This window comes from Psychromonas sp. CD1 (assembly GCF_002239585.1).
Taxonomy (GTDB): Bacteria; Pseudomonadota; Gammaproteobacteria; order Enterobacterales; family Psychromonadaceae; genus Psychromonas.
In genome coordinates, this window is record NZ_NDFH01000002.1 from 241,908 (window position 1) to 257,368 (window position 15,461).

Annotated in this window: 12 protein-coding genes and 3 pseudogenes; 9 read left to right on the forward strand and 6 right to left on the reverse strand. The window is 36.5% G+C overall.

What is annotated here, in order from left to right; all coding sequences use genetic code 11:
• Window positions 1-189: 189 nt before the first annotated feature.
• From hfq to B8W84_RS01325, 5 genes and pseudogenes are all read left to right on the forward strand, one after another.
• On the forward strand, window positions 190-417 hold the full coding sequence (hfq, locus tag B8W84_RS01305) for an RNA chaperone Hfq (RefSeq protein ID WP_094751527.1): 228 nt from the start codon (window positions 190-192) through the stop codon (window positions 415-417).
• Window positions 418-521: 104 nt separating this feature from the next.
• The gene (gene hflX, locus B8W84_RS01310; RefSeq protein WP_094751528.1) at window positions 522-1,814 is read left to right on the forward strand and encodes a ribosome rescue GTPase HflX; all 1,293 of its coding nucleotides are present in this window, start codon (window positions 522-524) and stop codon (window positions 1,812-1,814) included.
• Between the two features lie 89 nt (window positions 1,815-1,903).
• A complete protein-coding gene (hflK, locus tag B8W84_RS01315; RefSeq protein ID WP_094751529.1) occupies window positions 1,904-3,079 on the forward strand; it encodes an FtsH protease activity modulator HflK in 1,176 nt (391 codons plus the stop codon).
• Window positions 3,079-3,945, forward strand: coding sequence for a protease modulator HflC (hflC, locus tag B8W84_RS01320; protein WP_094751530.1), 867 nt, complete (start codon window positions 3,079-3,081; stop codon window positions 3,943-3,945). The genes hflK and hflC overlap by 1 nt, the downstream gene beginning before the upstream one ends.
• A 149-nt stretch (window positions 3,946-4,094) precedes the next feature.
• Window positions 4,095-5,210, forward strand: a pseudogene (locus tag B8W84_RS01325) (adenylosuccinate synthase); the annotation flags it as partial.
• Window positions 5,211-5,244: 34 nt separating this feature from the next.
• On the opposite strand, the pseudogene B8W84_RS01330 reads toward B8W84_RS01325, so the two are convergent.
• From B8W84_RS01330 to B8W84_RS01355, 6 genes and pseudogenes are all read right to left on the reverse strand, one after another.
• Window positions 5,245-5,417, reverse strand: a pseudogene (locus B8W84_RS01330) (helix-turn-helix domain-containing protein); the annotation flags it as partial.
• 366 nt (window positions 5,418-5,783) lie between these two features.
• Window positions 5,784-5,882, reverse strand: a pseudogene (gene treR / locus B8W84_RS08220) (trehalose operon repressor TreR); the annotation flags it as partial.
• A gap of 282 nt (window positions 5,883-6,164) precedes the next feature.
• On the reverse strand, window positions 6,165-7,727 hold the full coding sequence (locus B8W84_RS01340) for a sulfatase family protein (RefSeq protein ID WP_094751532.1): 1,563 nt from the start codon (window positions 7,725-7,727) through the stop codon (window positions 6,165-6,167).
• Window positions 7,728-8,583: 856 nt separating this feature from the next.
• Window positions 8,584-9,555 carry an octaprenyl diphosphate synthase gene (gene ispB, locus B8W84_RS01345; RefSeq protein ID WP_094751533.1) on the reverse strand — a complete coding sequence of 324 codons (972 nt, stop codon included), beginning with the start codon at window positions 9,553-9,555 and terminating at the stop codon, window positions 8,584-8,586.
• Window positions 9,556-9,915: 360 nt separating this feature from the next.
• Window positions 9,916-10,083 carry an OmpA family protein gene (locus tag B8W84_RS08225; protein WP_094751534.1) on the reverse strand — a complete coding sequence of 56 codons (168 nt, stop codon included), beginning with the start codon at window positions 10,081-10,083 and terminating at the stop codon, window positions 9,916-9,918.
• Between the two features lie 39 nt (window positions 10,084-10,122).
• Window positions 10,123-10,827, reverse strand: coding sequence for a porin (locus B8W84_RS01355; protein ID WP_094751535.1), 705 nt, complete (start codon window positions 10,825-10,827; stop codon window positions 10,123-10,125).
• Between the two features lie 1,404 nt (window positions 10,828-12,231).
• On the opposite strand from B8W84_RS01355, the gene rplU reads away from it, so the two are divergent.
• From rplU to B8W84_RS01375, 4 genes are all read left to right on the forward strand, one after another.
• Window positions 12,232-12,543: a 50S ribosomal protein L21 gene (rplU, locus tag B8W84_RS01360; RefSeq protein WP_094751536.1), complete on the forward strand. Its 312-nt coding sequence runs from the start codon at window positions 12,232-12,234 to the stop codon at window positions 12,541-12,543.
• Between the two features lie 16 nt (window positions 12,544-12,559).
• The gene (gene rpmA / locus B8W84_RS01365) at window positions 12,560-12,817 is read left to right on the forward strand and encodes a 50S ribosomal protein L27 (RefSeq protein WP_015464273.1); all 258 of its coding nucleotides are present in this window, start codon (window positions 12,560-12,562) and stop codon (window positions 12,815-12,817) included.
• 248 nt (window positions 12,818-13,065) lie between these two features.
• Window positions 13,066-14,235, forward strand: coding sequence for an Obg family GTPase CgtA (cgtA, locus tag B8W84_RS01370; RefSeq protein WP_094751537.1), 1,170 nt, complete (start codon window positions 13,066-13,068; stop codon window positions 14,233-14,235).
• An 84-nt stretch (window positions 14,236-14,319) separates the two neighbouring features.
• A complete protein-coding gene (locus B8W84_RS01375) occupies window positions 14,320-15,396 on the forward strand; it encodes a mechanosensitive ion channel family protein (RefSeq protein WP_094751538.1) in 1,077 nt (358 codons plus the stop codon).
• Window positions 15,397-15,461 lie beyond the last annotated feature (65 nt).

Genomic DNA, 15,461 nt, shown 5'->3' on the forward strand with positions numbered 1-15,461 from the left:
TTATTTAGCTGTATTAGTGTGCTTGCATTAGCGTCTATATTTAAGATGTAACACACTGAGTATCGTATACTTTTATAGAAATAAAAATAAAGAAAGTGGTATAGATCAAAAAAAACAACATGCAGTACATTTTTTTTGGAGTGGTTGTTTATACTGACTTACTACTAATAACAATAATAGGAGACAATAATGGCTAAAGGACAATCATTACAAGATCCCTTTTTGAATACGTTACGTAAAGAACACATTCCTGTTGCTATTTATTTAGTGAATGGTATTAAATTACAAGGGCAAATAGAATCTTTTGATCAGTTTGTAATTTTGTTAAAAAACACGGTGAGTCAAATGGTATATAAACATGCTATTTCGACAGTTGTACCGACACGAGATGTCCCTATTTTTCATCCACCAGAATGATTTTTTGTGTGCTAGATACTTTTTTTACGGATTGTTTTTTATCTAACCTTTGATCTTTGTTGTGTTAGGATGAATTTTTATACTTTTTATTTTTGGAGCTTTTATTGTTTGATCGTTATAAAGCCGGAGAGCTGGCACTCTTAGTCCACATTACTTTTTCAGATGATGATAAAAAAGAGGACCTAGAGGAGTTAAAATTATTAGTGAGTTCTGCGGGCGTAAAGTCTGTTGGAGTAGTCACAGGGCCTAGAAAATCACCACATCCTCGGTATTTTGTGGGCACCGGTAAAGCGCAAGAAATAGCGGATAGCGTACGGACGTTAGGAGCAAATGTTGTTATTTTCAACCATGCGTTATCACCTGCACAGCAACGAAATTTAGAAGCACTTTGTGAATGTTTAGTACTTGATAGAACCGCTTTGATTTTAGATATATTTGCACAGCGCGCACGTACTTATGAAGGTAAATTACAAATTGAACTTGCTCAGTTAAAGCATATGTCTACACGTTTGATACGTGGGTGGACCCACCTTGAGAGACAAAAAGGCGGGATAGGCATGCGCGGGCCAGGTGAGACGCAACTAGAAAGTGATAGGCGTTTACTCAGTGAGCGCATTACTGCTATAAAAGGACGCTTAGCCAAAGTATCGAAACAGCGCGATCAAGGGCGTCGTGCGCGTGTTCGGAGCGAAGTAGTGACGGTATCTTTGGTGGGTTATACTAATGCCGGTAAGTCTACCTTATTTAATACAATGACTGGAGCCGATGTTTATGCTGCGGATAAACTTTTTGCTACTCTTGATCCTACGTTAAGACAAATTAATGTGCATGATGTAGGTAATTGTATTTTAGCGGATACAGTGGGTTTTGTACGTCATTTGCCACATGATCTTGTTGCGGCATTTAAAGCGACATTACAAGAGACTCGCGAAGCAACTTTACTCTTACATATTATCGATTGTTCTGATGAAAACTACAGAGGTAATATTGATGCAGTGCAGCGTGTTTTAAATGATATTGATGCCGGTGATGTGCCTCAACTTACGATCATGAATAAAATAGATGCTTTTGATGATTTAAAGCCACGTGTAGATGTCGATGATGAAGGCAAGCCAACACGTGTTTGGTTATCGGCCAAAACAGGTGAAGGTTGTGATTTATTATTAAATGCTTTGAGTTCTTTGTTGTCGGGGCCTATTCGTGCATTGCAGTTATCTATTCCACCCGAGCAAGGAAAATTGCGTGCGCAATTACACCAACTCAATTGTATCGTGGAAGAATCTTATGCTGAAAATGGTGATTGTTTACTCGACATTCGTATTAATAATGTCGATTTGTCGCGCCTGAGAAAACGTTTCCCTGATACGATGGATGCTTGTCTAACTGGAAACAAATAACAGATTATGTCGAGTTCTCTTTATTATTTGAGAGAACATTGCTACATTCCAATATTCAATAACTTATATTATTCAATCGGGAGCTAACTATGGCTTGGAACGAACCGGGAAAAGATGATAAAGACCCGTGGAACAACAGCGGAAAGAAAAAAGATCAGGGGCCTCCTGATCTCGATGTTATTTTTCAAAAGCTGAGTAATACTCTCGGTGCGTTATTTGGCAAAAAACAAAATTCAAACAAAAATGGAAGCAATAATTATAGTAAATTAGTTATAATGATGATTGTAAGCTTACTGGTTGTGGTGTGGTTTATCAGTGGTTGGTATACGATTAAAGAATCAGATCGAGGTGTTGTATTACGTTTTGGTGCTTATAACGGGCAAGTTGAACCAGGTCTACATTGGAATCCTAAATTTATCGATAAGGTTATTCCTATCAATGTTAAAGCTTTTCGCACGATGCCGACAAACGGCTTTATGTTAACGCGTGATGAAAATGTGGTTAAAGTTGCAATGGAGGTCCAGTACCGAATTGTTGACCCTGAAAAGTATTTATTTAGTGTCACTAATGCAGACAATAGTTTATTACAAGCTTTAGACAGTGCCTTGCGTTTTGTCGTTGGCCATGCCTCTATGGATGATGTATTAACGACGGGTCGTGAACTTGTACGTCAAAATACGTGGAAAATGTTAGAAAAAATTATAGAGCCGTATCAGCTAGGTATTGAAGTTGTAGATGTGAATTTACAACAGACACGCCCTCCTGAAGAGGTAAAAGCTGCCTTTGATGATGCGATATCTGCACAAGAAGATGAACAACGTTTCGTACGAGAAGCCGAAGCTTATGAACGTGAAAAAGAACCTCTTGCTCGTGGTAAAGTGAAGCGTATTGAGCAAGAAGCAGAAGCTTATACTGCAGGCGTAGTATTAAAAGCACAAGGTGAGGTTGCAGTATTTAATAAAGTCTTATCTGCCTATCAAGACGCACCGAATATAACGCGTCAGCGTATTTATATTGAAACGATGGAAAGGGTATTAAGCAATACATCAAAAGTATTACTAGATAATAAATCGGGGTCTAATATGACTTTTCTTCCATTAGATAAACTTATGACTAATAGTGCGATAGCTAAAAAAGCGTTAACGACATCGGAATTAGATATTGATGCTCGTGTAGAGCAAGCAAACACAAAAATGGCAACAGATCGTGCGAGTGTAAGTGGTAGGGTTTCTCGTAGCACGCGTAATACGGGGAGAAGTTACTAATGAATAAACTATTAATTATCGTTGTTATAATATTACTTGGGCTCTTTAGCAGTACGTTTATTGTTTATGAAGGGCAAAGCGGTATCGTTTTGCAATTTAGTAAAGTAAAACGTGATGCGGCGAATGAAAGTATTATTTATGGGCCAGGATTACATTTTAAAGTGCCGTTTATTGATACGGTTCGTGTGATGGATACACGTATTCAAACGTTAGATGATCAAGCAGATCGTTATGTAACCTTAGAGAAAAAAGATTTAATCATTGATGCCTATGTGAAATGGGAAATCGATGATTTATCTGTTTATTATCTCGCGACAGGGGGTAATAAAATGCAGGCGGAAGCATTGTTAAAACGCAAAATAAACAATGGATTACGTAGCGAGATTGCTTCTCACACTATAAGTGAAATTGTGTCAGGCAAACGTGGTGAATTAATGGAAACCGCGCTAAAACGCTTGGCTCGTTCGGCTGAATTAGGTATTAAGGTTGTTGATGTACGTATTAAAAAGATTAATTTACCCGATGAAGTTAGCGATAGTATCTACAAGCGTATGCGTGCAGAGCGTCAAGCTGTAGCTAAAGAGCATCGTTCACAAGGGCATGAGCAAGCTGAGATTATTCGCGCAAAAATTGATCGTAAAGTTTCAATTATGTTGGCAACTGCGAATAAAAAATCATTAGAAGTTCGAGGTATTGGTGATGCAACTGCATCTAAAATTTATTCGGATTCTTACTCTAAAGATCCAAAATTCTTTATATTCTTACGCAGTATGCGTGCGTACGAAAAAAGTTTTTCGAATAAAAGTGATGTGATGGTTTTAAGTTCCGACTCGGAATTCTTTAAATTTATGAAATTTAATGGTTAAAGGTGACTTTAATTTTAAAAAAGGCAGTTATCTGCCTTTTTTTATATCTAAAATTCGTACTTTAAGCAAATTTTTCATAAAGAGATTGATAATCTCGATTAATATTTGCTAAAATATTTCCTCAATTCGCTAGAGAAAATGTGATTCTGATGGGAAAAAATATAGTAGTTCTCGGCACTCAATGGGGTGACGAAGGTAAAGGTAAGGTTGTAGACTTATTAACAGACAAAGCGCAATGGGTTGTTCGTTATCAAGGCGGGCATAATGCAGGGCACACATTAGTTATTGATGGGAAAAAAACAGTTTTGCATTTAATCCCATCGGGTATATTACGAGATAATGTTAAATGTGTAATAGGCAACGGTGTAGTACTTGCCCCAGATGCTTTATTTGAAGAAATGAACACACTTGCAGAGCGCGGTATTCCCGCTAAAGATCGTCTTTTTATCAGTGAAGGGTGTCCTCTTATTATGCCTTATCATGTTGCACTCGATATGGCGCGTGAAAAAGCACTGGGTAGCAAGGCTATCGGTACGACTGGGCGTGGTATTGGTCCTGCTTATGAAGATAAAGTTGCGCGTCGCGGGTTACGTGTTGATGATTTGTATAATATGGATACATTTGCGCTCAAATTAAAAGACGTAATGGAATACCATAATTTCCAATTAGAAAACTATTATCATGTTGAGCCGGTTAACTATACCGAAGTGCTTGCTCAAATGATAAAAATGGCGCCTATGTTGATCAGTATGGTTATCGACGTCACTGATGAATTAGATAAAGCTCGCCTACGCGGTGAAAACATTTTATTTGAAGGCGCTCAAGGTACTTTGCTGGATATTGACCATGGTACTTATCCTTATGTAACATCGTCAAATACGACTGCCGGTGGCGTTGCAACGGGTAGTGGTTTTGGCCCTATTCATCTGAATTATGTGCTGGGTATTGTTAAAGCTTATACAACTCGTGTTGGCTCTGGTCCTTTTCCAACGGAGCTTTATGATGGCGTTGAAAAATTGGATGAAGCGGGCAAACATTTAGGGCTAGTAGGTCATGAATTTGGCGCTACCACGGGACGTTTGCGTCGTACTGGTTGGTTTGATGCGGTTGCTATTAAACGCGCAGTACAGTTAAACAGTATCACTGGTTTTTGCCTAACGAAACTTGATGTTTTAGATGGTTTAAAAGAAATAAAAATTTGTATTGGCTATCGTATGCCGGATGGTCGTGTTGTTGATGTGCCACCGATGTCTGCAGAAGGTTATGCAAGTGCGGTGATGTTTTCTTGGGGGATTACCATTGCGCCTGTTTTATGTGACAACCTCTTTTTTCCTATTGCGGGAAAGCTCTCTGCTGAGAATGGATTGATTAATATGTAATTGTCGAGCAATTTTATTTTGACTCAACCCTTTTTTATTTAAGGCGTAAATATGGCCTCTTAGCTCATAGGTCAGTTGTTTATATGTTTTTATTGTTGCATCTTTTTCTGGATAAAAAGCAATTAGCATATATTCAGCTGACCAATTTTTCTACCATCCAAGTTATACACTTATTAGTTGAATCTAAGCAATATAATCTATGCTTTTGTCTAAAATTAAAATTTAGTAGTTTAAAGTCACCTCAGAGACAATGAAGTTTTTCGGGAATAAAGCTTATCGCAGAACGTTATGTTGTTACCGCCATCAAACATCTTAGTCTAATCATAGGGTATACATCAATATTTAAACACTTTGGGGTATATTCACTCATCACCCCTCTGGCATTCGATAAACTAGCACTAAAACCCTTAATACCTTATTAGTTTATTAGTTTATTAGTTTACTACTTCCAACTCCTATTTATTGAGCAGATTTAGATGGTATAAAAGCAGATTTTTTTATCGCACGCTCTACTTTTTCACGTGTACTTTTTTTTACATTGGCATGTGGTGTTAATACTCCTGATACCGTTTATTTCCCAACGCCCGCAAGCTTAGCAATATCCATAATAGTCAATTTTTTACTCATTGGGCAAGCTGTTCCTTAAAGAGAGAAGCCCTTAGTATTTTACAATACTAAGGGCTTCTCTCATTAAGTCGCGGTACTATTGCTAGGAGATAATAACAAAAACAACCGCTATTTCGTATTACTCAAGAGATGTATAAAAAGTCGCATCTATAACACAAAAATCACAAGTAACATTTTATCTTACCTCTCATTCAATCATACAAAGTTGCTCCATTATGTATATGCATTTAACACTTTTTCAGAAACTTCTGTCGGGCGCCAAGGATCTCCTGTTTTATCTAACCAAGGCATTAACTCTTCTGCAATTAATTTTTTAATTAGATCGCGACTCTCCTCCGCAATATTTTCCATTTGATACGGATCTTTTTTATTATCATGTAAAACAAAACTAAGAGGCTTTCCTATTTTACGATCAATAACCAAAGTATATCTATCCGTACGTATTCCTCTGCGTCCATAGGATTGTGCACCGTATGGCATAAAGGTATAAAATTGTGAAGAGGGATGTATATCTCCTTGCATTCCTCGCACAGTCTTCGCAAAATTAATTCCCTCAACCGTATCTGGTATTAAATCTTCCATCCCCATTAACCCTAATATAGTGGGGTAAATATCTGGCGCTGAAAATAAAATATCACTGCTTCCTGCACTTAATGTACCTGGCCATCTAAAAATCATCGGAATACGCATTGCTTCTTCATAATGCACATTTTTAGTTGGATTACCGTTAGAGCCCATACAACAACCATGATCAGAGAAAAACAGAACTAAAGTATCTTCCGTTAATTTTAGACTATCCAATTCATCAATAATACGCCCAAATTGCTCATCAACACCGTATATCATTGCCATATATTCTTTGAAATATTCTGGCCCGTACCCTTCACCATATTCTTTATCCCACTGAACATTCGGCCGAGTATTTAGACTTTTCGATGTTATGCCTTTATATTTGTCCAAATATTTTTTAGGTATTTGATCATAAGGAGAGTGTGGTGGATTCATTGAAACGACGAGACTAAACGGCTTATTGCTATCTCTATATTTACCGTTTTCATTACGTAAATATTTAATAGCGATGTCCGCTTCATGCTCAGGACTCCATTGATTAATATGTAACGGTTTATCCCTTGGTGTTTCATTTGTCCAATACATTGGATGCAAATGATGATCATGAGTTCCATATGAATACCAAAAATCAAAACCATGACGACGCTCAGGAGGAGTCCAGTCATTCCAATAACGCCCTTCCATTGGATTATTATAACTGGGAACAAAAGGTACTTTAGGCAAATCTAAATGCCATTTCCCTATATACCCTAAACTATATCCTTGCCCCTTTAATATATCTGACCATGTTAATGCATTTTGTTTTAGCTCAATACCAAAATCACTGCCTGCAAACATACCCGGGGTAGAGGCATGACTATTACCTTGAATACCATTCCGATATGGATATTGCCCCGTCATTAACATACCTCGGAAAGGGGTACACAATGGATAATTAGAAACAGCTTGTTTAAATGTGACACCTTGCTGAGCAAATTTATTAATGTTGGGAGTATGTGAGGGATCTTGCTTCATAAACCCTAGCGCCTGTGCACGCATTTCATCAGGAAAAACAATTAATAAATTAGGTTTTTTGTCGCCATTGTCAGAAGCTTGTTGATCACTATTCTTCATCGATGACATAACGCAGCCCGCATTTAAGCCCGTCGCTGCCACAGCGCTAGTTGCCAACATTCCCTTAAGTAAGCCCCTACGAGTGATGGACATAAATTTCTCCTAAATAGATATAAAAGTAAAATAAAAATCAGTCACCAGCAAAATAAGCATAGTAACCAAAAACAAATATTCAATTAATCAAATAATAGAAAATAAAAACAACTAAATGAATTCCAAATTTAAGTATTTCCCTCTAAAAGAGCATGAACTTTTATGAGCACTCCAATATAAAAAAGGTATAGATACATCGCTGACACCCCATATAAAGAATAGTGACACAATAAACAGCTTAAATAATCTATGCATCCAAATAACTTCAACCGCGATAATTCCAACGTAATTAAAACATTTTGCATACTGATACCATTGTGCTACGACAAAAATCATTGACTTCACATCTGATATTTTGTCGACATGTGAGTACCAAAATATGACTTATTAATAGTGACAGTTTTAAACGGTTATGATGCTTAATTGATACATTCTGAGGGGGTGTTTGAATTTTATTTATAAACTGCTTATAAATAAGGTATAAGCACATTTACGCGGGCCTGAATTACATTTAACAATATAAGCAAAAAATTAGGCCATCAATAATACATGGCACAATATATGCCAATATTCGATGCGTATTAATAAGAGAACAATCATAGTTACCATTATGCCAAAGAGCCAACATTTAAAAACGATTCTCATTTTAAAGGATGCCTATTAGACTTATTTTCGACTCTAAATTATTTTCGACTCTAAACAAAGGTTAATTTATCACAGAATGCACTGACAAAAAAATAGCACTCCGTTAGATTTAAATCTACAAGCAAAGCGAGTTATCAATGAACAAAAAACGTTATGCTTAACAACCGACATCCGTAAAGGGAAACGAGTGAGGACACTATATCCCTCCGCCTTATGTTTTACGATTTGCGGCCAAGTGAGCTAAGCTTATTAGCGCATCTTTATATTGATTATCAGGTAGTATTGCAATGGCCTTAATCGCTTTATCCGCTTCTTCTTGTGCGCGCGACCTGACGTACTCCAAAGCACGTGTTGCAACCAATGCTTGCATAATAAGACTAAAATATTGCATCCCATCCGCTTTTTCTATCGCATCAGTAATCAATGCACGTTGCTCTTTATTTCCTTTTTGCATTGCATAAATAAGAGGTAATGTCGGCTTACCCTGCGCCAAATCATCCCCACTATTTTTGCCCATTTCTTCGGCATTTGAACAATAGTCCATCACATCATCAGTGAGTTGAAATGCAGTGCCTAAATACTTACCATAATTTAACAAGGCCATTTCTATTTCGGGAGATTGCTCCGTTAATATCGCGACTAATTGAGTGGTTGCTTCAAAGAGTTTTGCTGTTTTACAATAAATAATATCCATATATATTTTTTCAGTAATGTTTACATCATTACAATTCATAAGTTGTAATACTTCACCTTCTGCAATAACATTTGTTGCACTCGACAATATCTCCATGACTTGTAAATTCTTTAATTCACTCATCATTTGAAAAGAACGTGTATATAAAAAGTCACCCACTAATACACTCGCAGCATTCCCAAAGAGCGCATTTGCCGTTTTTTTACCACGACGTAAATCTGATTCATCAACAACATCATCATGTAATAATGTTGCGGTATGTACAAATTCGATAATAGTCGCTAATTTTGTTATTTTATCATTGTGGACGCTAAGAGTTTTGGCTGCTAATATGGCTATCAATGGACGAATACGTTTTCCGCCACTATGCACGATATAAAACCCCAGTTGCTTAATAAGTATGACATCAGAGGTTAATTGCTTGTTGATTAATACGTTTACTTGAGTCATTTCTGCATTTGAGATTTTCTGGATCTGTTTTATATCCATATTTATTATGATTCCCACGTTCATACTTTTAAAGACAGCCATTATTGCTTGTTACGTATTTTTTCTCAACTCAATATTATAAAATGTTTTTACAATGATCCTCCTCTATTTTGTCCTATAAATAAGGTCATATTCTGTTTCTGATTTAAGCTTGCCTTTATCATGCGACACTTCATCGACAATGGGTGAAATATAACCAATGTTAATACAAACATTCAAAGCACCCTATGTTACGGTGCTTTCGACAAAAAAATCACTGTTCACTCTGCGATATTGCCTTGATTTCCACTTTAAAAACAATGTCTGCACGTCGGTTATTAGCCCGCCCAGCCTTAGTAGTATTATTCTCTATGGGGATGCTTATCCTAAGCCAGACACAGACATACGTGACATTATTACACCTTTGGCTACTAAATAATTCTCGATAGCTTGTGCTCTTTTTTCAGATAAGCGCATATTGTATTTTTCCGAACCAGCGTTATCTGAATAACCCTTGATAATAATTATTCTGGGCTGGTGCTCATTAATAAATTCATTTAAATCATCTTACGTTTTAAAGTCGCCGAATCAAAAACAAACAACACCTGCGAATCTAGATATACACTTTTCACGGGTAACGGGTTGCGTTGCAGCCTTTACCGTTTGAATCTTATTTTGTCCAAAATGATAAGTTAAACCAAGAGAAGTAAAGTACATATCAGCTTTGCTAATATTACTATCACCGATACCATCAATAAGCTGATATTCAGCGCGTACTGACCAGCGGGTTGATAATGCATAATCAACCCCTACGGCAACGAGACCATTCCAACCATTACTCGATTGTTCGCCATAAGTCGATGACTCTTTATCAATATTTTGATAAGCAGCACCTAGTCGAGTATAAACAGACCAGTTTTTAGATAATCCATACGTAAACATCGCAGAAACTTCAGCTCCTTTTATATCAACACTGGCATTATTCCCTCTATTTGACGAAGAGAAATCACCATTATCCGTTAAGCCACCTTCCAATGAAAACCAAGGATTAAATTGATAGCCACCATATAATCCGTATCCCAGGCTGGTACTATCACAATCCAGAACACCTTCATTACATGCATCTTTTAAATAATTGGAACCAACTCTCGCTCCTAAATAAAAGTGACGGTTATCTTGTCTCGAATATGTTGATTGTACAGCGTCTTGCTCTGCAGCAAGAACAGGCACCAAGAAGTTGGTCGATACCAATGTGGCTAAACTGAGCAACCAAGTAGAAGTCCGAAATGTCATATTATATTCCTAATTTATATCAACAGTTTTAGTAGAATATCTATGCCTTCATATATAGGTATTCTTATTACATTCAATAATGTCATCATTAGAATACCTATATTTAATGTCTCTATAAAAGGCTAAATATTTCCATTTTAGGTTAAATATTGCTTTGTGATCTTAATTTTTAAGCGCTGCAAAAGCAAAACGCGTCGAAAAAACTTTATTTATATTGGTTAAATACTTAGAAACGAGACTGCTATCGCCACCCTTAGGAGTATCCCCCCAAGTAATAACAACACCATCTCCTCGAAGTGCCGCAAAAGCACGATCATTAGCATAAATTACTTGTATGTTTTTTAAATTGTCAGCGACTGCACTACTGTCACCCCCGTTAAGGGGATCGCCCCAATGTTATTTTTCGCATTTATGCCTCTTATTATAGATTTAACAATAGAAAAGCCATAAAAATCTCACTCTAGCTAGCTGAATATTATTATCCATTGAAGACAATAAAGAGTTGCAACTCAAAGCCATCATAGATGGTCTATTTACAACGGAAAACAAATTGTTAATTTGTAAATAAAAAATAAACCTATAGTTATCATTTGTTTTTTTGAGATATCAAAGAATTTTTTATCAACAGGAAATAATCTTAATTAATAGATAAAACAATATATTGCTAGTATAGGATAATATAAAAAACATGGTTGAAATCAAAAAAAATAAGCGTTTTTAGATTTGAAATTAGAGGGTAAGTTCTGTAAATGTGACCGAGGATGCTTTTTATTTTGCATGTTCGAGATATGTCATTGATGAAAATGGCATCGTTTAATCAGTTATTATCATGATTCAATTAGGTGTTGTAAATTTAATGGCTAGATTTTTATCATTATGGACTATCTAAAGCATAAACTCAGCCTTATTTTGATGTGGATATAGTCGATTTTGAGTCGCTTATTAACGCTCTTTTTTATGCCGTTATTTCCCATATGGTCACACCTGTAAAAGAGTGTTAATGTTTAAAAGTAAGTGCAGATAAAAATAATTATAACGGTAGAGTAATGCATACATTTCATCTTTTAACTGCAGATTTTTCATTCGGCAAGATGTTATTTAGTTCCACACTAAAGTGTGCTTTTTACGTTGCCAGTTTTATTACCTGTTAAGGGTGGTTTGTTCCATATATAGGCGAATGGTTTAACTGCGCGTTTTATGTGCCATTATTTTAAGGGATTGGCGCAATGGTAATGAATATAATAAACGCACTTTTAGATCAAATGTTATTGTTTTATTTTGCTTAAATACATTGCCAAACGTGTTTTTTTGCCGTAGAATCCGCCACCATTGAGATTAATAAGTGTGCTCTCGTTGCTAACCTAGAAAGTAAAGAGCTCGAGATGCCTGAACGGAGTAATAAACATGTACGCTGTTATCCAGAGTGGTGGCAAGCAACACCGTGTTGCTGTAGAACAAACTCTTCGTTTGGAAAAACTAGATGTAGAAGCGGGAGCAATAGTTGAATTTGATAAAGTTCTTCTTATCGCAAGCGAAGATGACATCAAAGTTGGTGTTCCATACGTTGAAGGAAGTAAAGTAACTGCTGAAGTAGTTGCACACGGTCGTGGTAAAAAAGTTAAAATCGTTAAATTCCGCCGTCGTAAGCATTCACGTAAACAAGCGGGACACCGCCAATGGTTTACTGAAGTTAAAATCGTTGCGATTAACGCGTAATTAGGAGTTATTAAAAATGGCACATAAAAAAGCTGGTGGTAGTACTAATAACGGTCGTGATTCAGAAAGTAAACGCTTAGGTGTTAAACGTTTTGGTGGCGAATCAGTTTTAGCTGGTAATATTCTTGTACGTCAACGTGGTACTAAATTCCACGCGGGTACAAATGTTGGTCTTGGTAAAGATCATACACTATTCGCTAAAGCGACTGGTACTGTTAAATTCGAGAAGAAAGGCAAGCCTTTACGTTCATTCGTAAGCATTGTTGCTGAATAAGTAATTTCAACTCCGAATTATAAAAGCCTCGCAGATGCGGGGTTTTTTTTTGTATTTATTTCTATTTTTGTGTTAGACACAATTAAATCGTGTCAAAAATAGAAATAAGTATAATAGTGATTAATGCTAAAGGTTTAAATATTAAAACCTAAGTATAAATGTAAGTAATAAATATGGATTCAGACTGGTTATCATTGGGTATGGCTCATGTATATCAGTGCTGGAAATAGTTTTTCTTGGAGGTTGTAATGAAGTTCGTTGATGAAGCAAAAATAAAGGTTGACGCTGGAGATGGTGGCAATGGCTGTATCGGCTTCCGCCGAGAAAAATATATCCCACGTGGTGGACCTGATGGTGGCGACGGTGGTGATGGTGGTGATGTTTATTTACAAGCGGATGAAAACTTAAATACTTTAGTGGATTTTCGTTTTATACGTTTTTATGCGGCCGAACGTGGCGAAAACGGTCAAACTCGTGATTGTACCGGCTCACGAGGTAAAGATTTAGTGATCTCTGTTCCTGTTGGAACTCGTGCTCGTGATGAAGATACGGGTGAAATACTAGGAGATTTAACGTCTCACGGGCAGAAGCTAATGGTTGCCAAAGGCGGATACCATGGTCTGGGAAATGCCCGTTTTAAAACAAGTACTAATCGTGCACCTCGTCAAAAAACAGATGGTACTTTTGGTGAAGTTCGTAATTTGCAATTAGAGTTATTATTGCTTGCAGATGTAGGTATGCTTGGTCTACCGAATGCGGGTAAATCTACATTTATTCGTAGCGTTTCAGCGGCTAAGCCAAAAGTTGCTGATTACCCATTTACTACTCTTATCCCTAATCTAGGTGTGGTAAGTATGGGGCATGGACGTAGTTTTGTTATTGCGGACATTCCAGGGTTAATCGAAGGTGCATCAGAAGGTGCTGGACTTGGAACTCGCTTTTTACGCCATTTAGAACGTTGCCGTGTATTATTACATATGGTAGATTTATTACCCGCTGACGGTAGTTCTCCGGCGGATAACGCAGTCATCATTTTAGATGAACTTGCCAAACATAGTCCTAAATTAGCCGCAAAAGAGCGTTGGTTGATTTTTAATAAAATAGATTTAATGCCTGCTGAAGATGCACAAGTCATCATAGATAGTGTCATTGAGCGCCTACAATGGGAAGGACCTGTTTATAAGGTTGCTGCTATTTCTAAAACAGGCACACAAAAAGTTTGCCAAAATGTTGCAAATCATCTCGAAGAGATGCCGAAGGAGTTCACGCCGGAAGAAGAGCGCCAGCAGATTGAATTTCAATGGGATGATTACCATGAATCTGCAATGGATGATGTTAACGATGCATATATCGAAGAAGATGCAGAGGATGCAGAGGATGATGACGAAACGATGGAAGTGATTTATACTCGAGAATAATCTTTAATATCATCATTATATTTTAAAATAAGCCCGCATTTGATAGTATCAAAAGTGGGCTTTTTTAAATAAAGGAATAAATCTGTGATTGAAGAAACTGAGTTATATTTACAACAATTATTGATTTCTCTTAATATTGGAAATTGGATCCTTAATATTGCATTGGTCTTTATTATTGCATTTTTACTTTTGATCTCATGGGGTATGTTTTCTAAAAAAACAGAAAAGATTATTGAACGGACAGTTAATTATTGGGATAAAATCGCATGGTTTGCGATTCATAGACCAATTAATTGGTTGCTAATCTTAATGGGGGTCTCGATGACCTTGCGTATTTTAGCTGATAAATTAAAAATTAGTCTGGCTACATATTTTCCGACAGTACAACAAATAGTTATTTTATTTTTGATTTTTTGGGCTTTTTGGCGTTTAGTTAAAAAAGCTGAAAGTACTTTTGTTGCGATTGAAAATAAAGATACAACGACTGTTGTTGCTATGGCTAAATTAGGAAAATTATCAATTTGGGTTATTCTAACTTTAGCTATTATTCAAACATTAGGTGTCAGTATTTCTGGTTTACTTGCTTTTGGTGGTATGGGAGGAATTGTTGTCGGTATGGCAGGTAAGGATTTGTTGTCGAATCTATTCGGTGCTCTTATGATCTATCTAGACAAACCCTTTCGTGTTGGTGATTGGATCCGTAGTCCAGATAAATCGATAGAAGGTACAGTAGAAGATATTGGTTGGCGTGTTACTCGAATTAGAACCTTTGATAAACGTCCTTTATATGTGCCAAATAGTTTATTCACTCAAATTGTTGTTGAGAACCCATCTCGAATGAGTAACCGTCGCATAAAAGAAACATTTGGATTGCGCTATTGCGATATAAATGTGATTGAGAATATCATTAAAAATGTGCGAGATATGCTAGAAAAACATCCTGAAATTGATAATCGACAAACGATTATTGTTAACTTTGATCTTTTTAATCATAGTTCTTTGGATTTCTTTATTTATACCTTTACGAAAACAACTAATTGGGTTCGTTTTCACGAAATAAAACAAGATATATTATTGAAAATAGCAGATATAGTCGCTCAGAATAATGCTGAATTTGCATTACCATCACGGCAATTATATTTTGATGATTCTGTTAATTAACACAGGAAATGGCATATTAGATGGATATAGTATGCCAATATTCAGCCCAATGGTTCGTCTTTATA